Annotated in this window: 13 protein-coding genes and 2 pseudogenes; 9 read left to right on the top strand and 6 right to left on the bottom strand. The window is 70.1% G+C overall.

Features of this window, described 5'->3' with window-relative positions:
- Positions 1–8: 8 nt before the first annotated feature.
- Entirely contained in the window at positions 9–860 is an 852-nt protein-coding gene (locus ACZ59A_RS29830) for an aldo/keto reductase (RefSeq protein WP_470964763.1), read from the top strand.
- Between the two features lie 95 nt (positions 861–955).
- On the top strand, positions 956–1,645 hold the full coding sequence (locus ACZ59A_RS29825) for a flavodoxin (protein ID WP_470964760.1): 690 nt from the start codon (positions 956–958) through the stop codon (positions 1,643–1,645).
- A gap of 553 nt (positions 1,646–2,198) precedes the next feature.
- On the opposite strand, the gene ACZ59A_RS29820 is transcribed toward ACZ59A_RS29825, so the two are convergent.
- A complete protein-coding gene (locus ACZ59A_RS29820) occupies positions 2,199–2,897 on the bottom strand; it encodes a DUF6262 family protein (protein WP_470964757.1) in 699 nt (232 codons plus the stop codon).
- Here ACZ59A_RS29820 and ACZ59A_RS29815 point away from each other — a divergent pair.
- From ACZ59A_RS29815 to ACZ59A_RS29805, 3 genes and pseudogenes are all read left to right on the top strand, one after another.
- Positions 2,829–3,458: pseudogene (locus ACZ59A_RS29815) on the top strand (amidase family protein); the annotation flags it as partial. The gene ACZ59A_RS29820 and the pseudogene ACZ59A_RS29815 overlap by 69 nt on opposite strands.
- Positions 3,459–3,918: 460 nt before the next feature.
- Positions 3,919–5,319 carry an amidase gene (locus tag ACZ59A_RS29810; protein ID WP_470964755.1) on the top strand — a complete coding sequence of 467 codons (1,401 nt, stop codon included), beginning with the start codon at positions 3,919–3,921 and terminating at the stop codon, positions 5,317–5,319.
- Between the two features lie 48 nt (positions 5,320–5,367).
- Positions 5,368–5,802: pseudogene (locus ACZ59A_RS29805) on the top strand (nitrilase-related carbon-nitrogen hydrolase); the annotation flags it as partial.
- An 83-nt stretch (positions 5,803–5,885) separates the two neighbouring features.
- Here the strand turns inward: ACZ59A_RS29805 and ACZ59A_RS29800 are convergent.
- Positions 5,886–6,584: an SDR family NAD(P)-dependent oxidoreductase gene (locus tag ACZ59A_RS29800; protein WP_470964752.1), complete on the bottom strand. Its 699-nt coding sequence runs from the start codon at positions 6,582–6,584 to the stop codon at positions 5,886–5,888.
- Positions 6,585–6,698: 114 nt separating this feature from the next.
- Here ACZ59A_RS29800 and ACZ59A_RS29795 point away from each other — a divergent pair, with 114 nt between their 5' ends.
- The gene (locus ACZ59A_RS29795; protein WP_470964749.1) at positions 6,699–7,574 is read left to right on the top strand and encodes a helix-turn-helix domain-containing protein; all 876 of its coding nucleotides are present in this window, start codon (positions 6,699–6,701) and stop codon (positions 7,572–7,574) included.
- Between the two features lie 48 nt (positions 7,575–7,622).
- Here the strand turns inward: ACZ59A_RS29795 and ACZ59A_RS29790 are convergent, their stop codons facing one another.
- The 4 genes from ACZ59A_RS29790 to ACZ59A_RS29775 form a co-directional block, all read right to left on the bottom strand.
- Complete coding sequence (locus tag ACZ59A_RS29790; protein ID WP_470964746.1) at positions 7,623–9,050, bottom strand: Nramp family divalent metal transporter; 1,428 nt, start codon at positions 9,048–9,050, stop codon at positions 7,623–7,625.
- A gap of 82 nt (positions 9,051–9,132) precedes the next feature.
- Entirely contained in the window at positions 9,133–10,086 is a 954-nt protein-coding gene (locus ACZ59A_RS29785; RefSeq protein WP_470964744.1) for a phosphoglycerate dehydrogenase, read from the bottom strand.
- Entirely contained in the window at positions 10,086–10,871 is a 786-nt protein-coding gene (locus ACZ59A_RS29780; protein WP_470964741.1) for an HpcH/HpaI aldolase family protein, read from the bottom strand. The genes ACZ59A_RS29785 and ACZ59A_RS29780 overlap by 1 nt, the downstream gene beginning before the upstream one ends.
- Positions 10,872–10,928: 57 nt before the next feature.
- Positions 10,929–11,909 carry an aldo/keto reductase gene (locus tag ACZ59A_RS29775; RefSeq protein ID WP_470964738.1) on the bottom strand — a complete coding sequence of 327 codons (981 nt, stop codon included), beginning with the start codon at positions 11,907–11,909 and terminating at the stop codon, positions 10,929–10,931.
- Between the two features lie 347 nt (positions 11,910–12,256).
- On the opposite strand from ACZ59A_RS29775, the gene ACZ59A_RS29770 reads away from it, so the two are divergent.
- From ACZ59A_RS29770 to ACZ59A_RS29760, 3 genes are all read left to right on the top strand, one after another.
- Positions 12,257–12,640: a hypothetical protein gene (locus ACZ59A_RS29770; protein WP_470964735.1), complete on the top strand. Its 384-nt coding sequence runs from the start codon at positions 12,257–12,259 to the stop codon at positions 12,638–12,640.
- Positions 12,641–12,679: 39 nt separating this feature from the next.
- Positions 12,680–13,693 (top strand): 4-hydroxythreonine-4-phosphate dehydrogenase PdxA, encoded by a 1,014-nt coding sequence (pdxA, locus tag ACZ59A_RS29765; protein ID WP_470964731.1) that lies wholly within the window; start codon positions 12,680–12,682, stop codon positions 13,691–13,693.
- Positions 13,694–13,994: 301 nt separating this feature from the next.
- Positions 13,995–18,566, top strand: a complete 4,572-nt coding sequence (locus tag ACZ59A_RS29760; protein ID WP_470964728.1) for a phage tail family protein — start codon at positions 13,995–13,997, stop codon at positions 18,564–18,566.
- Positions 18,567–18,570: the final 4 nt, after the last annotated feature.

Here is an 18,570-nt window from a genome sequence, read left to right as displayed (position 1 = left end):
ATCGCCTGATGAAGACCGTCACCCTGAACAACGGCGTCGAGATGCCGCTGCTCGGCTTCGGCGTCTACCAGATCCCCGCCGAGGACACCGAACGCACCGTGTCCGACGCGCTCGCCGCCGGCTACCGGCTGCTGGACACCGCCGCCGCCTACGGCAACGAGGAAGCCGTCGGTCGCGCCATCAAGGCCAGCGGCATCCCGCGCGAGGAACTGTTCGTCACCACCAAGCTGTGGGTCCAGGACGCCCCCGCCCAGGACAACACCCGCCGCGCCTTCGAGACCTCCCTGACCAAGCTGGACCTGGACCACCTCGACCTGTACCTGATGCACCAGCCCTTCGGCGACGTCTACGGCCAGTGGCGCGCCATGGAAGCCCTGAACCGCGACGGCCTGACCCGCGCGATCGGCGTCGCCAACTTCTACCCCGACCGCCTGATCGACCTGATCGTCAACAACGAGATCACCCCACAGGTCAACCAGATCGAGACCCACCCCTTCTTCCAGCGTGCCGACTACCACGCCCTCATGCGCGAGCACGGCGTGCAGCACCAGTCCTGGGGAGGCTTCGCCGAAGGCAAGAACGACCTGTTCACCAACCCGCTCCTCGCTGGCATCGGCAAGGAGCACGGCAAGTCCGTCGCCCAGATCGTGCTGCGCTGGCTCACCCAGCGCAACGTCATCACCATCCCCAAGTCCGTACGCGCCGAGCGCATGGCCGAGAACTTCGACGTCTTCGACTTCGACCTCACCGACGAGCAGATGGCCCAGATCGCCACCCTCGACACCGGCAGCTCCCTCTTCTTCGACCACCACGACCCCGAGATCGTCACCTGGCTCGCCAAGCGCCGCCTCGACGGCTGATCCGCAGCGCCACGGCCTCAAGGGGTGGGCGGCAGGCCGATCGCCTGCCGCCGCCCCCTGTTCTGGCCGGTCCTACGTCCCCGGGGAGTCGACCTGTGACCCGAACCGACCGTCTGCCCGCGCGGCGTACATTCCTGCGTGCCGCGCTGCTGACCGGAGCCGCCGCTCCCGCAATGACCGCCTGCACATCCAGCCCCGACCGGCAGACGTCCGGCCAGGCCGCAACGTCTTCGGCATCCGAATCCGCCGGCCCACGTCGCGGCAAGATCCTGCTCGCCTACTTCTCCCGGCCGGGCGAGAACTACTACTACGGCGACCGCACCGACCTGAAGACCGGCAACACCGAAGTCCTGGCCCGGAAGATCCACGACCTCGTCGACTGCGACCTCTACCGCATCGAGTCCGCCGACCCCTACCCCCACGACTACGACGCCACCGTCAAGCGCAACGTCCGAGAACAGGACAGCGATGCCCGACCCGCCATTAAGGGCAGCCTGCCCGACCTGACCGGCTACGGCACCATCCTCCTCGCCAGCCCGATCTGGAACGTCCGCGCACCCATGATCATGACCACGTTCACCGACAGACTCGACTTCCGAGGCAAGACCCTCCACCCCGTCACCACCTACGCCATGAGCGGCCTGGGCACCACCGAACGCGACTACACCGCCTCGTGCCCCGATGCCACCATCGCCGCTGGCCTGGCTGTCCAGGGCGAGAAGGTCAAGGACGCCGAGTCCGAAGTACGGGCGTGGCTACAACGCAACGGCCTGCCCCAGAGGTGATCTCAACCAGCCCCTATCCGGCACTCCCGCTCGCCCCGCCGGAAGACCTGCCCTCTCCTCGTCATTGGTCGGACACACGAGAGGCGCAGACCACGGTCGACCTCTACGACCTACGAAGGGATCTCCCCTCGTGTCCCCTCGCCGTGCCCCGACCGGGACTGCTGACGTCAGCCGCCGCAACATAGACGACGATCGCCGGTTATCCAAACCGGCGATCGTCGGGACACTTGAAGCTCCCCTTCAGCCGCGACTCGCAGCGGCCCGACGCTCGCGGCCTTCTGCCGCCCCGCCACAGGAGCCATTCAATTCCACCCCACAGACCCGCGCGTCTTCATGCGCAAGACAGAGCACGTTACGCAGCGCTACCGCCAAGCAAAAGTCGCGGAGGGTTCTGCTCATGATCGGGCGACGAACCCCGCAGCTACGAGTGCTCACCAAAGCGAACGCCCCACCCCAGCGGGCCGCGGATGCTCTCGAAGTTGCGGAATCTACAGTGCACATGCGCGTCAGCCTCGTGAGCGTGCCGGGCGGGCCCGTGCGGACTGCCACGGTGTCAGTCGTGCCGCGCGAGCAAGGAGGGTGGGGCGGTGAGCTGTTCGGCGATCTGCGCTTCGAGTGCGGCGATCCGCTTGCCGGCAAACCGAGCGTTGTCCCGGGCGACGGCGAGCCGCTTGGTGAGGCGATCACGTTCGGTCGTCAGTGCCCTGACCTCGCGTTGCAGGGCGACGTTGGCGGTGGTGATGCGCACGACGTCGGCGTCGGTCCACTCGCCCTGCAGTGCGGCGATCTGGCCAAGGAGTTCGGCGATGCGTTCTCGCTGGTTGATGACCTCCGTGTTGGTGCTCTTGAGGGCCTCCTCGGTGTTAAGTGCGCGCTCTCGCCAGGACGCCTCGACCGCGTCACGCTGGGCTTGATCCGTCTGCGCCCGCGGTCCGCGGGCCTGTAGGGCGGCCTCGGCGACGATGGTGCGGGCCTCGGTGTGTTCGTAGAGAAAGGTGCGCGAGACGTCCGCCTGCCGGGCGACCGCGGCCACGGTGATCGGGCTACCGCTCTTGGCGAGCTGGTCGACGACGTTCTTGATGCGGACGAGGCTGGCTTCGGTCTTCTGGCTGCGTGCCCGCAGGGCGTGGTCGGTGCGGCCTTGCGGCGCCAGTCCAGGGGGTCGGCGCCGGACATCACGAATCCCACCGGGTCGGCGGTGCGGGCGGGCGTGAGCCGGGTGGCCGACGCGCTTGTCGACGGCGGCGCCCACGTCGAACGGCGCAGTCCGCTGCTACCCGATCTGACCGAGGCCGGGACGCTCTACAGCCAGTTGCTGGTCTCGGGCTCCGCCGCACGTTTCCCCGTCGAACCGTACGATCGGCTGCGGACCCGCGCCGCCGGACTGAACGCGGACGACCAGAGCCTCGACGCGGCACGGCTGCGCGCCATGGTGTTCAGCCACCACGACTGGCTCCAGGCGAACAACCTCCGCGAACTGCACCGTCACGGCTGGCGGCAACTGTTCGCCGAGTTCGATGCCGTGGTGTGCCCGATCACGCCCACTCCCGCGTTCCCGCACGACCACAACCCCAATCCGCTGGAACGCCGGATCGACATCGACGGCGTCGAGTACCCGTACTTCGACCAGCTCGTCTGGGCCGGTCTGGCCACCATGCCCGGCCTGCCCGCCACCGCCATACCAGCGGGCCGGGCCTCCGATGGTCTGCCGGTGGGAGTGCAGCTCATCGGTCCGATGTTCGAGGACCGCACCCCGCTGCGGCTGGCCGAACTGCTCGAGCAGAAGATCGGCGGCTTCCAGGCGCCGGAGTAGGGCCTGCTGTCGGGTGTCCGCACCAGGGATGTTGTCTTTCCACTGACCAGCGGGAACAACCGCCACGGCCCCACCGCGCGCTGTGCCGGTCGGCGCCAGCGCCGCCGCCTGGAGCTCCAGCACAAGCCACCGCGCGACCTTCCCCTCGCCCGGCGTCCAGGCCGTCGCCCGCGGCTGGGCTGCCGGGTGCTCCCCGCACAGCCACTCCACCCCCACCTGCTTCGGGCACCGGCAACGCACGGGCAAACGCCATCGCATCCCGGCGTTCGGCTGTGGAACGCCATCCGCATGGCTGTTGACATGGCTCCGTGCGGGGTCTTAGGTATGACCCAAACGTTTGGCCCAATCGTTTGGGTCATCCATGCCCCGCTTACCCAAACGATTGGGTTACTCGAAGGTGAGCGATGAAACGATCACGCGAGACCGAGGGACGCCCACACCTCACGCACGGGGGCATGGCATGGTGAGCCCCCTCCCCGCGCCACCGGATGCCGGATTCTTCGCCCGGCACACCGTCGGCGAGCTCGCCGGGGAGTTGCGGGCGGGCCGGGTGTCCCCCGTCGATCTGCTGGAGCACGCCGTGGACGCGGCGGCCCGGCTGGGCCCCCTGCTCAACGCGTTCGTGACGATCGACGCCGAGGGGGCCCGCGAAGCGGCGCACCGGGCGGCTCAAGAGCTGGCGAGCGGCTTCGACCGCGGGCCGCTGCACGGTATCCCCGTCGCGGTCAAGGACGTCGTGGACACCGCGGGGCTGCGCACGACCATGGGGTCACGCCACTTCGCCGACCATGTGCCCGAGCGGGATGCCGAGTGCGTGCGCGCGCTGCGCCGGGCGGGCGCGGTCATTGTCGGTAAGACGACGACCCACGAGTTCGCCTACGGGCCCACCGGGGATCGCTCGGCCAACGGCGCGTCGCGCAATCCCTACCGGCCCGACCGGGCGTCCGGCGGCAGCAGCGGCGGGTCGGCGGTGGCCGTCGCCGCCGGGATCGTGCCCCTGGCCGTCGGCACCGACACCGGCGGCTCGGTGCGCATTCCGGCGGCGTGCTGCGGCGTCGTCGGGCTGAAGCCCACCGTCGACGCGGTGTCCACACAGGGTGTCCATCCGGTGTCGCCCTCCCTGGACACCGTGGGGCCCATGGCGCGCACACCGGCCGACTGCCGACTGCTGTGGCAGGCGCTGGCCGCCGATGGCCATGAGGCGCCCCCTGAACCCACCCCGAGTCCCCTCGGCGGGCGGCTGAGGATCGGGTGGCTCGCGCCGGACGCCTTCTTCCCCACCGACGAGGCCGTGACCCGCACCAGCCAGGCCGCCGCGGAAACTCTCCGGCGGCGTGCCGGAGCACGGCTGGACGATGCCTTCGTGCCGGGCGCGCTGCTCCAGCACTCGTATGCCACCCTGCAGAGCGCCGAGGTGTACGCCATCCACGCCGACCGGATGGTGACAGCCCCCGGCCTGTACGACGACGAGGTGCTCGCCCGGCTCCGGGCGGCGGCACGCGTGGACACCTCGGAATACCGCGAGGCGCGGGAGGTACGGCGGCGGGCCCGCGCCGCCATCCTGGAGCTGCTGCGCCACTACGACCTGCTCGCCCTGCCCTCGGTGCCCGTCCTGGCCCCGCTCCTGGACTCCCGCACCATGGACGTGGCGGGCCGACCGGTGGACGTCCGCGCCGCGCTGCTCTCCCTGACCAGCCCCTGGAGCGTCGTCGGACTGCCCGCCCTGAGCACACCCGCCGGACTGGTCGACGGTCTGCCCGTCGGCCTTCAGCTCGTCGCCGCACCGGGCGGCGAGAGCCTGCTGCTGAGCGCCGCGGAACGCCTCTACGAGGAGTTTCCCCGGCCCCTTCACCGCCGATAGCACCCACTCCCCCAGCCTCCACACACCCCGACGAAAGGCGCCCTTCCGATGCCCGACATTTCCCCTACGGCCACCAGCCCCGTACGAGCCGCCGCCGTCCAGTTCGATCCACAGGTCGGCCTGGAGAACAAGAGCAAGAACCTGCAGCGGACGCTGGAACTGGTCCGGCAGGCCGCGGACAATGGCGCGAACCTGATCGTGCTGCCGGAGCTCGCCAATACCGGATATGCCTTCGCCACACGCGAGGAGGCGTACGCCCATGCCGAGGAGGTCCCCTTCGGGCCCGCCACCCAGGAGTGGGTCGCGCTCGCCCGGGAGCGTGGCCTGTACCTCGTCGCGGGCATCGCCGAGCGCGACGGCGTCCAGCTCTTCGACACGGCGGTGCTGCTCGGCCCGGACGGGTACATCGGCAAGTACCGCAAGACGCACCTGTGGAACCGGGAGAAGCTGATCTTCACCGCCGGTGATCTCGGCTGTCCGGTGTTCGACACCGCGCCATCCCGCTCCTCGACCAACTGCCCGGGTTCACGGCCGCCACCTGATCGCAGCGTTCTCACGGTCCACCGTCACGACCAGGCGATCTCGCCATCGCGGGAGACGAACCGTCCGCTGCCCGCGCCGGGCCCCTCGGTGGCGAGAGCGACGATCGCGTCCGTGCCCTCGGTGACGGTTTGGGGGCCGCTGTGTCCGTTGAGGTCGGTCGCGGTGTAGCCGGGGTCGGCGGCGTTGACGCGGATGTCCTTGAGCCCCTTGGCGTACTGCGTGGTCAGCATCGTCAGCGCCGCCTTCGAGGAGGTGTACAGCGGTACGACGACCTGCGACTCGGGCCTGCCGGGATCGTGGGTGAGGGCGAGGGAGCCCATGCCGCTGCTGACGTTGACGATCACGGGGTCGTCCGAGCGGCGCAGCAGCGGCAGGAACGCGGTGGTGGTGCGGATGACGCCGATGACGTTGACGTCGAGGACGCCGAGGGCGTCGGCGGCGGTGAGGTCGCCGGGATCGCCGACGGGGCCGTGCACACCGGCGTTGTTGATGAGGACGTCGATCCTGCCCTCGTGTGCGGCGACGTTCGCGGCCGCGGCGGCCACGGACGCGTCGTCGGTCACGTCGATGGGGACGTAGCGTGCGCCGAGGGCGGCGGCGGCTTCCTCGCCCTGCTCGCGGTTGCGCGCTCCGACGAGCACGGTGTGGCCGCACTCGATCAGGCGGCGGGCGGTCTCGCGGCCGAGCCCCTTGTTGGCTCCGGTGATGAAGGTGATCGTCATGTGTCCGATGCTGCCTCTGGCCGGGGAGGCGGACCAGAGACGCTTCGACGGTAGGAAGGCCAGTACCACCCTCGCGCTCACCCGCACGACCGGGGATGCGGGAAAATGGAGTCCATGTCGGCGACACCCGGAACCGCGCTGAGCGTGATGATCCGCACGTGGCGGGACCGGCTGCCCCCATCGGCCGCCGGGCTGCCGGTGGCCCGCGGGCGCCGGGCTGCCGGGCTGCGGCGCGAAGAGCTGGCCGACCTGGCCGGGGTGTCGGTCGACTACATCGTGCGCCTCGAACAGGGGCGGGCCACGACACCCTCGGCGTCGGTGGTGGCGTCGCTCGCGCGAGCCCTGCAACTGTCCACCGCCGAGCGGGACCACCTGTTCCGGCTGGCCCAGCTCGTACCACCGCTGGACGGCACGATCTCCGACCATCTCCCGCCCGGCATGCAACGGGTGCTCGCCCGCCTCGGGGACGTGGCGGTTGCCGTGTTCGCGGCGGACTGGCAACTGGTGTGGTGGAACCGCGGGTGGGTCGCCCTGCTGGGCGACCCCTCCGCCTCGCCGCCGCGGCTGCGCAACTTCGCGCGGGAAAGGTTCCCGGTGGACGCCCGCCCCGACCGCCTCGTCCGCCTCGCGCTGTGGCCGGTGACCGAGGCGGACCGCGACGCCACCGACGCCGCCGTCGTCTCCGACCTGCGCCGCGCCACCGGCCGCTTCCCCCGGGACGACCGCCTGGCCGGGCTGATCCGCGACCTGAACGCGGGCAACAGGAGGTTCGCCGAGCTATGGGCGACCGGAGAGGTCGCCGCGCACCGCGAGGACCACAAGACCATCGACCACCCGTCGGTGGGCCCGGTCACGGTGGACTGCGACGTCCTGACCGACGGCGACTCCGAGCTCAAGATCGTCATCATGACCGCCGTGCCCGGCAGTGAGGACGAGACCAAGCTGCGGCTCACCGCCGTCGCCGACCCACCGACCGCGAACCACAACTGATCCGGCCTGCGTGCTGACAGCGTCCGGCCGAGCCCCTCACCGCCGGATTCAGCTGCCGGGCGTGAGCTCGAGCGCGTCGAGCACTCCGTATATCCCGAGGAAGAAGGTCGCCACGCTGCTCAGGACGAGGGCGGCAGTCAGCCAGTGGCCGCCGCGGAAGCGGGGCGGGACGCCGGTGTAGCGCAGGCGCCAGACCGCGACCACGACCGCGAGCAGGAAGATGCCACCGCCGATGCCGCCGATCTGCACCATCAGGACCGGGGACTGGACCCACAGGAAGATGCCCATCCAGACCGGGGGCAGGCAGCAGGTGAGGATGCGGATGGTGCGGGTGCGGACGCGCATGTCGTGCCAGTCGATGACGCCGAGCAGACCGAGGGTGTTGGTCCACAGGCGGGGGACGCTGGCCGACGAGGCGACGGTGACCGAGAAGAGGACGGCGATCGCCCCGGCCAGGAACAGGTACTCGGCCCAGGGGCCGAGCGTGTCGGTGTAGATGTGCGACAGCGTGGTGATCATGTCGTTGCCCTCGGGCACCAGCCCCTGCGGGTGGAGCACCGAGGCGCCGATCACGTAGAAGGACAGGGTGCAGACGGTGCACACGAGCCAGGAGACGCCCACGTCGAGCCGCATGACCTTGAGCCAGCCCTCGGCCCGCCGGGCGCGCTGCTCGGTGCCGTCGTCGGGGCCGGTCCAGCGGGCGTAGCCCTTCTCCAGGCACCAGTACGTGTACGTCGTCATCTCGTCGGCGCCGACGCCGGTGATGCCGAACATGGCGAGGGCGATGCCGACCGTGCCCGCGGGGATCTGGAAGCTCAGTCCGCCGACGAGCTGCTCGGTGCCGTACCCGAAGGCGGTGAACGGCAGGGCGAGTGCCAGGCCCAGGGTGATGATCGTCTTGAGCGTGATGCCGATGACCTCAACCCGCTCGATGACGGGGTACTTGCCCGTCTGGAGGATGAGGATGGCGGCGCCGGTGACGATGACTGCCCAGATGGTCAGGGACGAGGCGCTCAGCGCCGCCCCGTGGATCGGCAGCAGGATCGAGCAGGCCGCCGCGGTGCCGCCGATGATGCCGCCGCGCTGGAACATCTTGGCGAAGTCCATGCCGATCCAGAGCCAGTTGATCCAGCTCAGGCGGCCGATCCGGGGGCCGACGTCACGGAAGCCGTCGAGCGCGGGGCGGCCGTTGAGGATGGTCCAGCGGGCCAGCTCCATCTGCACCCACACCTTGACCGCGGTGGAGATGATCACCAGCCACAGCAGCGCGAACCCGGCCTTCGCGCCGAGCGAGGTGGTGGTGATCAGTTCACCGGATCCGACGACGGCGGCGGACAGCACGAGCCCGGGGCCGAGCTGGCGCAGTCGGCCGCGGAAGCTCTCGGGGGCCGGGCGAGCGTCTTCGGCACGCAGCGCGTACGGGTCGTGCTGCGCGGGGGGTGGCGCCGCCGTGGCGCCGTCGGTCGTGGTGGCCATGTCAGGTCCTTAGGGATCTTCCGGCATCGTCGCCGGCGTCCGGAACGGGGAGGGGGACGGGGGTCGGGTGTGCCGTGGCGTCTCAACGCGCCTGGTGGTGCGGCTCCTGGCCCGCCAGTACGCGGACGACGTCCTCGGCCACCATCGCGCCCATGGCCTGGTTGGCCTCGGGTGTGCAGGCGGCCATGTGGGAGGTGAGGAGCGTGCGCGGGGCGTCGCGCAGCGGGTGGCCGGCGGGCAGCGGCTCGGTGCCGAAGGCGTCGAGGGCCGCGGCCCCGAGGTGCCCTGAGCCGAGCAGGTCGGCGAGCGCGTGTTCGTCGACGAGGCCGCCGCGCGCGGCGTTGACCAGGATTGCGCCCGGTTTCATCGCCGCCAGGCGGGCACGGTCGAGCAGCGGGGTGCCGGACGGATCGGGCGGGGTGTGCAGGCTGACGGCGTCGGCGCGCGCCAGCAGGGCGTCGAGCGCGGCCGGTTCGGCTCCCTGTGCGCGGACGTCGGCCTCGGAGACGTACGGGTCGTGGGCGAGCAGTTCCATCCCGAAGGCCCGGGCGTAACCGGCCAGCAGGCGGCCGATGCGGCCGAAGCCGACGATGCCCAGCGTCTTGCCGTGCAGTTCGGGGCCGAACAGCTTCGGCCAGCCGCCCGCCGCCACCTCGATGTGCGAGGCGGCGAGGGAGCGGGTCGCGGACAGCAGCAGGCCGAAGGTGTACTCCGCCACCGCGCGCGAGTTGCTGCCCGGCGCGCACACCACCGGTATCGCGCGCGCGTGGGCGGCGGCCACGTCGATGGTGTCGACGCCGACGCCGTGCTTGGCGATCACCTTGAGGCGGGGCGCGGCGTCCATCACCTCGGCGGTGATCGGGTCCATGCCGACGATCAGCGCGTCCGCTCCGGCCGCGTGTTCGAGGAGTTCGGCGGTGGGGAGCGCCGCGTCCTCGCGGGGGCGCAGGGGGCCCGCTCCGGCCTCTTCCAGGATCTGCCAGGGGCGCGCCGAATGGCGGGCGAAGGTCGGCGTGGTGATGAGCGTGGTCGGCATCAGCGCGCCCCGCCTCGTGCCGCCTCCAGGTGGGACGTCGCGATCTGCTGAAGGTGTACGACATCGGCCGCGACGGACGCGAATGTGAAGCCCTCGGCGAGGCGGCGGGCGGCGCTCGCGCCGTCGGCGTTGTGGATACCGGCCGCGATACCCGCCGCCTCGGCCGCCTTGCGGACGCGGATGAGGGCCTCCTCGAACCGGTCCTGTACGGAGGGGTCGGTGGAGGTCGCGCCGCCGATGGCCAGGCGCAGGTCGGACGGGCCGATGTAGATACCGTCCAGGCCGGGGGTGGCGCAGATCTCCTCGACGTTGGCCAGGCCGTCGGCCGTCTCGATCATCGCGAGGACCGCGGTCTGTTCGTGGGTGTCGGCCGGGTTCGGACCGACGCGCAGCTGGGCGCGCATCGGGCCGTACGAGCGGCGTCCCAGCGGCGGGTAGCGGACGGCGGCGACGGCGTCGGCGGCGTCCCGGGCGTTGTCGATCAGCGGGACGATCACGGCGCTCGCGCCCGCGTCGAGCGCCTTGCCGATGTAGGTGAGGTCGTTGGCCTCCACGCGCACCATGCCGACGGCGGTGCTGCCCTTGGTGTCGGTGGCGAGGAGGTTGTTCAGCATGCCCTGGTAGCCGAAGAGGCCGTGCTGGGCGTCGAAGGCCAGGTAGTCGTAGCCGACGCGGGCGAGGCGCTCGGCGGCGATCGGCGAGTCGAGCAGTGACCAGTAGCCGATGAGTTCCTCGCGATTGCGCAGTGCGGCGATGAACTGGGCGGAAGTGCGGCCGGTGGCCATGGGTGTCTCTCCCTTGCGAGGTGGACGGCGGGGTGGGCGGCGAAGTATGCGGCGAGGTCAGCGGTTGTAGGCGGGCATCGGGCCGCGCAGGCGGGCGCCGACCTCGTCGCAGGCGGCCAGGACGTCCGCGGGGAGCGGGCCCGCGGACGCGGCGGCGATGTTGGCCTTCAGGTGCTCGACCTTGGAGCCGCCGAGCAGCAGCGCGTCGGTGGAGGGCCGGGTCAGCAGCCAGCGCAGGGCCAGTTCGGTCAGCGGCAGGCCCGCGTCGGAGGCGATGCGGGTGAGGTCGGTGACGGCGCGGAACAAATCCTCGTTCCAGTACCGCGCGCGGTACTTCGCGGCCAGCTCGGAGTCACCAAAGCGCCCGTCCGCCGGGGCCTGCTCGAAGCTGTGGCGGCCGGTGAGCAGGCCGCCGCCGAGCGGGTTGTAGACCATCGTGCGCAGTCCGGTGGCCGCGGCGTATTCGGCGTACTCCTCTTCGATGCGGCGTGCGAGGAGGTTGTGGAGCTGCTGGGCGAGGACGGGGCGGGGGGCGCCGACCTCGTCGGCCACGCGGTTCAGCTCGGCGATCTGCCAGGCGGCGAAGTTGGAGACGCCGAGGGCGAGGACCTTGCCCTCCCGGACGAACTCGGCGATGGTCGCCAGGGTCTCGGTGAGCGGCGTCCTGCGGTCCGGCTGGTGCAGGTAGAACACGTCGACGTGGTCGGTGCCCAGGCGCTTGAGGCTCCCGTCGAGCGCGGCCCGCAGTCCCTCCGGGGACAGCGGCGCGTGCGTGCCCTGGTCGGGGTGCGGAATACCGGCCTTGGTGGCGAGAACCACCCGGTCGCGGCGGCCGGGCAGCAGCTCGGCGAGAATGCGCTCGCTCTCGCCGCCCGCGTAGCCGTTGGCGGTGTCCACGCCGGTGATGCCCGCGTCGAGCGCTGTGTCCAGCATCGCGGCGGCCGTCGCACGGTCGGCGGTGTCGCCGAACGTCATCGTGCCGAGGACGAGACGCGACAACGGGACGGGCACGTGCGGGAGTTCGAGGCCGACGGTCACTGCGGGGTTCCTTCCGAGGCGGGCGGTGCGGGTGGTGCGGTTTCTTGCTCGTGCGCTTGTCGCATGCGTGATGTGCGCACCTGGAGGTGTCGTGCGGCTACGCGGCCTCGACCGGTCGCCGTGGTGGTTCGCGGCGGTGTGCTGAGCTGCGGACAAGCGGGGCGTACTGTGCCGGTACGCCTCGCCTCCACATCAGCGACGCGGTCCGCGGGTGACGGCCGTCGGCGCCACCGGAACGCTCGCACGGTTGCGTAGATCACGCAAGAGTTCTCGCGCACTTCACGCAACTGTGTCATGATCCTCACTGGGCCGCCCGCCGCCGGGCACGCCCGAGGAGGTTCCGTTCCGTGGCTCCCCCGCTCCCGCCCCCACACCCATCCGCCGCGCCGCCCGTACCGCCGTACGCCATCGCGCTCGCGGACGACCTGCCCGGCGCGGCCGAGACCGCCCGAGCACCCGGCGACCCCGTCCGCCTGTCGCCCGACGCCGCCGATGTGACCGAGGTCACTGCCGCGCACGACCTCGTCGTGGACCCGGACACCCGTCGCCCGCCACCCGCCGACGCGGCACGCGCCGTACGGACAGCGCTGCGCGCGGCGCTGTCCGGTACGCCCGTCCGCGCCCTCCCCCTCGACGCCGTACGGCCCGAACCCGCCGCACCGGACGCGGTGGCCGCGGGGCGCGGGGCGGTTGCGCGGATCGCGCATCTCACCCTCAAGGCCGCCGCCTGAACCTGCCAACCGTCCGCTTCCCGCCCAGGAGTTGTTCTCATGCGCGCCCACCTCCCCCTCATCGCCGTCACCATGGGCGACGGCGCCGGTATCGGCCCCGAGGTCATCGTCGCGGCCCTGCTCGACGAGGCCGTCCCGGCCCGCTGCCGCCCCGTCGTCATCGGCGACGCGCAGCGGCTGCGCGAGGCCGCCCGCGTCCTCGGCCTGGACTGCGAGATCAAGGCCGTCGGCCACCCGCGCGACGCCGAGTTCGCTCCCGGCCGCGTCAACGTGATCGACCTCGGCCTGCTCCCCGCCGACCTGCCCTGGGGCAAGCTGTCGCCGGTCGCGGGCGGTGCCGCGTACGCGTACATCGAGCGTGCCGCCGAACTCGCCGTGGCCGGAGAGGTGCACGCCATCTGCACCGCGCCGCTCAACAAGGAGGCCCTGCACGCCGCGGGCCACCTCTACCCCGGCCACACCGAACTCCTCGCCCACCTGACCGGGACCGAGGAGGTCTCGATGATGCTCTCCACCGAGAAGGTGAAGGTCATACACGTCACCACGCACATCGGCCTGATCGACGCCGTCAACCGGATCGAGCCGGGCCTCGTAGAGCGCACGGTGCGCCGCGGCCACGAGGCGATGGTCCGCGCCGGTACCCCGAACCCCGTCATCGGCGTCTGCGGCATCAACCCGCATGCGGGCGAGAACGGCCTGTTCGGCTACGGCGAGGAAGACGAGAAGATCGTCCCGGCCCTGGAGACACTGCGCGCCGGGGGCATCGACGCCCGGGGCCCGCTCCCCGCCGACACCGCCTTCTTCCTCGCCTCACGCGGCGACTACGACCTGATCGTGGCGATGTACCACGACCAAGGCCACGGCCCCGTCAAGGTTCTGGGCATCGAGGCGGGCGTCAACCTCACCGTGGGCCTGCCCGTCATCCGCACCTCGGTCGACCACGGCACCGCGTTCGACATCGCCGGAACGGGCACGGCGGAGCCCGGCAGCATGGTCGAGGCGCTGCGCCAGGCGGCCGAAATGGCCACGGTGACCGCCGCTCCGGCGGCCTGAACCATGAGCCGAGCGGGCGCGCCCGCTCCACCGATGACGCCCCCGTGACGCCGCGAAGGCACGGCTGCGACGGCACAGGTGCGACCCTGCGGCCACCATGCCTGGGCACATAAAGGTCCGCACGCCGCGCCCGACGACACCGGCGGTGTCCTCGGTGCGCGATCCACGTATACGGAGCGGCGCGGAGGTGCCGGACCTGCGCGGGCCGACCGCGCGGGTGTCGGGCCCGGCCGTGGAGCCCGGCCCGTCGGCCGTCGTGCGGGCGGGGGCGGTGGCAGGCAACGCGGCGATGGCGGCGGCGATGGGCGAGGCGCCGCCGGGGGCCGGGCCGGTCCCGTCCTGGTGGCCCGGGCCGATGATGCCGACCGGGCAGGACCTGATCGGCAACCAGGCCGTCGCGGCTCAGGCGGGTGCGCTGCCCGCAGCTCAGCAATCCGTCCCGGCACAGCAGCAGTCGGCGAAGAAGCCGGAGTCCGCGAAGAAGCCGGAGCCGAAGCCTGTCCGGAAGACGAAGGCCCCGCCCGCACCTCGCCCGGACCAGAAGAACGCGAAGGGCACGAAGGACGCGAAGGACACCGAGGACCGCCCCGACAAGGATGCGAAGAAACGGGAAGCGGCCGGCCCGCGCTCACCGGGTGCGGACCCGAAGTTCCAGGCGTTGAAGAAGGACGTCGCGGTCAAGAAGCGACAGGTGGCGTCGAGCCACCCGCCACCGACCGCGGAGGCCGGTGCCGCGCAGGGAGCCGCGGTGCCGCCGGCCGATGACCAGGAGGCCCGCGGCAAGGCGGCGCACGCGGAGGACATGGACGCCGCTCAGCCGAAGGAGTTCGACAAGCAGTCGTTCATCGCCGCGGTGGAGAAGGCCATCAAGGACCGGGCCCCGAAGAACCTGGACGAGGCCGACAAGTTCGGGGAGTCGGGCAAGGCGGAGGAGGTCAAGTCCGAGGTCCAGGGCAAGGTCGGCGAGGGCAAGGACGCCGCGGGCCAGGAGATCGCCGACACCACCGCCGCCACGCCGGAACCGGCCCCGGACGCCAAGGAGGTCGTGCCGCTGGCGGCGGACGCTGTGCCGGGCAAACCGGGTGCCCCGAACCCGGACCAGGCCGCCCCGGACACGTTGCCGAAGTCGGCCACGGACATGTCGGCCGGACCGGACCAGGTCAACCAGCAGATGGCGTCCGCTCAGGTCACCGAGCAGCAGTTGTCGATGAAGAACTCGCGCGAGCCCGCGTTCGACAAGGCGGTGCGGAACAAGAAGACGATGGAGGCCCACTCGGCGGCCGCCCCGAAGGAGCTGCGTGCCGGGGAGGCCGCCGAGCTGAAGAAGGTCAAGGCGACCGCCGCCACGAGCGGCGCGGCCGCGATGGGTGCCCTTCACGCCACGCGGGTCGCCACCGGCCAGCAGGTCGGCACGGGCAAGCAGGGCACGAAAGGCCGCGACGAGGACAAGCGCACGAAGGTCACCGCCCTGCTCCAGAAGGTGTTCGACGAGACCAAGGGCGATGTCGAGCAGATCCTGTCCGGCCTGGACAAGAAGGTCGACGACCAGTTCACCAGCGGCGAGAAGCGGGCGAGGGACCGGTTCACCGACGAGCACACCCGGGGCATGGACGAGTACAAGTCCCGCCGCTACTCCGGGCTACGGGGCAAGGCCCGCTGGGTCAAGGATCTGTTCGCCGACCTCCCGGAAGAGGCCAACCGGATCTACGAACGCGCACGGGACAACTACCTGACCGCGATGCGCCAGGTCATCTCCGACGTCGCCGACACGGTCGAGGGCGAGCTGCGCCACGCCAAGGACCGTATCGCCAAGGGCCGCAAGGAGCTCAAGCACACGGTCGACACCCTGCCCGAGGACCTCCGCGCCATCGGCAGGGAAGCGGCCGCGGACTTCCAGGGCAAGTTCGACGAGCTGTCGGACACGGTCAACGACAAGGGCACCGAACTGGTCGACACCCTGGCCACCAAGTACACCGAAGCGGTCAAGTCGGTCGACGCCGAGATCGCCGCGGAGAAGGAGAAGAACAAGGGCCTGGTCTCCAAGGCCGCCGACGCGATCGGCGGGGTCATCAACACCATCAAGGAACTCGGCCGCCTGCTGATGGGCGTCCTGCGCAAGGCGGCGTCGGCGGTCGGCCTGATCCTCAAGGACCCGGTCGGCTTCCTCGGCCGGCTCATCACCGGCGTCGGCGGCGGGCTGAACCTGTTCATGAAGAACGCGGGTCGCCACCTCCAACAGGGCGTGCTGGCCTGGTTGCTGGGCTCCGGCGTCACGGCGGGCCTGATACTGCCGACGAGCTTCGACGTCCTCGGCATCCTGGTGATGATCGCCGGTCTGCTCGGGCTGTCGTGGCCGAACATCCGCGCCCGCCTGGCCCGCAAGGTCAGCCCGAAGACGATGGCGGCGGCGGAAACCGGCAAGGACGCGATCCCGATCGTCGTGGAAGCCAAGAGACGCGGCGTCGCGGGCCTGTGGTCGGACCTGAAGTCGCGGGTCGGGGACCTGAAGAAGGACCTGATCAGCAAGCTGGTGTCCTACCTGCTGCCGACGATCATCATCGCGGGCGTGACGTGGATCGTGTCGCTGTTCAACCCGGCGTCGGCGTTCATCCGCGCCTGCAAGATGATCATCGATATCGTCCGGTTCATCGTGACCCAGGGCCGACAGATCATCGAGTTCGTCAACACGGTCCTGGACGCGGTGATCGCCATCGCCCGCGGCGGCACCGGCGGCGTCCCGGCACTGGTGGAACGCGCGTTGGCGCGGTCGATCCCGGTCCTCATCGGGGCCCTGGCCGCGATCCTCGGCATCGGAGGGATCGCGGGCAAGGTCAAGCAGATATTCCAGGCCCTGTCCCGGCCGGTGAACCGCGCCATCGACTGGGTCATCGACAAGATCACCGGCCTGCTCAGGAAACTGGCGGCCAAGCTCAAGCCCAAACGGAAGAAGCCCAAGCGGCCCAAGCGCCCGCAACACCGCCGCAAGCCCACGAGGCCGAGGAAGCGGCGCAAACCGGCGAAGCCGAAGCGACCGCGCAAGGCGAAGAAGCCGGACCGCCCGAAGAACCGCAAACGCAAGGACCGCCGCACGGACCAGGACAAGCGGCGCGCCCTGGACGCCGCCATCCGCGACGCGAACCGGCTCATCGGCGCCGAGGACGCCACGGTCAAGTCGGTACGCAAGGGCCTGCCGCGCATCAAGCGCCGACACCGCCTGAAGTCGATACGCCTGGTGGAGAACGGGGAGCTTTACGTCATCAAGCTGTCCATCAACCCGGAGGGGAAGTCGAAGGAGAAGAAGCTGGGTTTCCCAGGCTTCCCCTACGAGCTTCACCAAACCACTGCGTCGATCAACATGGAGGACGTCGGCCAGGCGGAAAGCAACCTGCGCCCGATCGAGAACTTCGTGAAAGAGAAACACTCGGCAGCCTTCATCATCAACATGGTGGCCATCCCCAAGGAGATACAAAACAACCCGGCTGTCGCCTCTCGATACCTCACCGAGGCGTGGCAGGGTTCGCCCGAGCCGGAAGAGATAGCGGCACACCTGAGGACCGCGGTCGTCATCGGCGTCAACTCCATGGAGCGACTGGTCCCGACGAACGGCGAGGGCAAGCAGGCGGTCATCGCCGCGGTGCAGTCCGTCAAGGGAACGTCGGGACCGCGGAAACTGCTCTTGGCGGTGTTCGGCTTCACCTGGACTCCCAGATGGGTGGAGGCCAAGGGAGGGAAGCCAGTGCCGATTGAAAAGGTGCGCGCCGCGTACGGCAAGCTGACAAAGGAGAGTGATAAGCAGAAAGCTCAGAGCCTGGAAGACACAGGACGGCGCAACGCAGATCTTCCCATCGGTCTTTTCCGGGGCAAGGTGTTCAAGTCCAGCTTCACCCGGCATGCAAAGAGCATTCTTAGCAAAGTCAACAAACAGGTGCACGTCCTGACCCAGGATCCGGACAGCACCGCGACCGCCCCGAAGGGGCGCGGTGTGCTCACCGCGTACAACGAGGTACTGCAAAGCATCAAGAGCGACCCGATAATGATCATCGGCGGCTACGACTTCGAACGGTTCGACTGGAATACGGCCGATACGAATGCGCTCGAGGCTCAGTTGACAGTGCTCTCCAACAGGATCGACCGCGCCATCCGGGTCGCCGTCAGCAAACGCCATCCCGACCTGCTGTACCCGTCAGAGCCGAGCACACTGGTGAAGGTGTGGGACGAGGGCGGCGCGTTTGACATCTTCGACTTCATGGATCTGATGGCCATCGAAGCGGTCCGGAACGTTCTCCCCTTCGACGTCGGCCCGCTGGAGGGACACCATTTCAAGGAGTGGCTGAAGGAGCTGTTGGGGGGTAACTTCTCGGTGCTCTACGACCCGCGCGCATCCGTCACCACTGACCCGACGCGTTTTACGCTGCGCGAAAAGAAAGAAGTGCAGCAAGCCATTGAGAGCAAGGGCAGAGCGACATACGCCTTGACCATGCAGGCTCAGACAACGGCAAGCGCACGGCAGTTGGCCAGCGCGGTATTCATGGCGAATACCAAGATCGGAGCGCCTGGAAGAGTACAGGCGGTGGTATTCAGCTATGTCGAAAGGGTCGTCATCCTGATGTCCGAGAACCCAGGGATAACTGCTCGTGATCGGCGGATCCGGCAGATCCTGCGGGAGATGGCCGCGGCGGTGAAGGCGGAGGCGGGAACGTCAAAGGCACAGGCGAACAGGGATGTCGGGAAGGCCTTGACGATGGCGCACGAGGTCGCACGTGACATCATCGCCGCGCTGACGTCGAAGAAGCTCAGGCAGACGTGGGCGGAACTACGCCCGGTACTGCGGGAGCTCGAGCGCAGAAATGATCCCGGACAGGGCGCGGAATAGGAGT

It is taken from the genome of Streptomyces sp. NPDC040405, assembly GCF_055595765.1.
This window is presented reverse-complemented; position numbering and strand designations above follow the sequence as displayed.

Coding starts and splice junctions, on each gene's coding strand:
- ACZ59A_RS29830 (WP_470964763.1), top strand. CDS start 9: ATGAAGACCGTCACCCTGAACAACGGCGTCGAGATGCCGCTGCTCGGC.
- ACZ59A_RS29810 (WP_470964755.1), top strand. CDS start 3,919: ATGGTGAGCCCCCTCCCCGCGCCACCGGATGCCGGATTCTTCGCCCGG.
- ACZ59A_RS29800 (WP_470964752.1), bottom strand. CDS start 6,584: ATGACGATCACCTTCATCACCGGAGCCAACAAGGGGCTCGGCCGCGAG.
- ACZ59A_RS29795 (WP_470964749.1), top strand. CDS start 6,699: ATGTCGGCGACACCCGGAACCGCGCTGAGCGTGATGATCCGCACGTGG.
- ACZ59A_RS29790 (WP_470964746.1), bottom strand. CDS start 9,050: ATGGCCACCACGACCGACGGCGCCACGGCGGCGCCACCCCCCGCGCAG.
- ACZ59A_RS29785 (WP_470964744.1), bottom strand. CDS start 10,086: ATGCCGACCACGCTCATCACCACGCCGACCTTCGCCCGCCATTCGGCG.
- ACZ59A_RS29780 (WP_470964741.1), bottom strand. CDS start 10,871: ATGGCCACCGGCCGCACTTCCGCCCAGTTCATCGCCGCACTGCGCAAT.
- pdxA (WP_470964731.1), top strand. CDS start 12,680: ATGCGCGCCCACCTCCCCCTCATCGCCGTCACCATGGGCGACGGCGCC.
- ACZ59A_RS29760 (WP_470964728.1), top strand. CDS start 13,995: ATGGGCGAGGCGCCGCCGGGGGCCGGGCCGGTCCCGTCCTGGTGGCCC.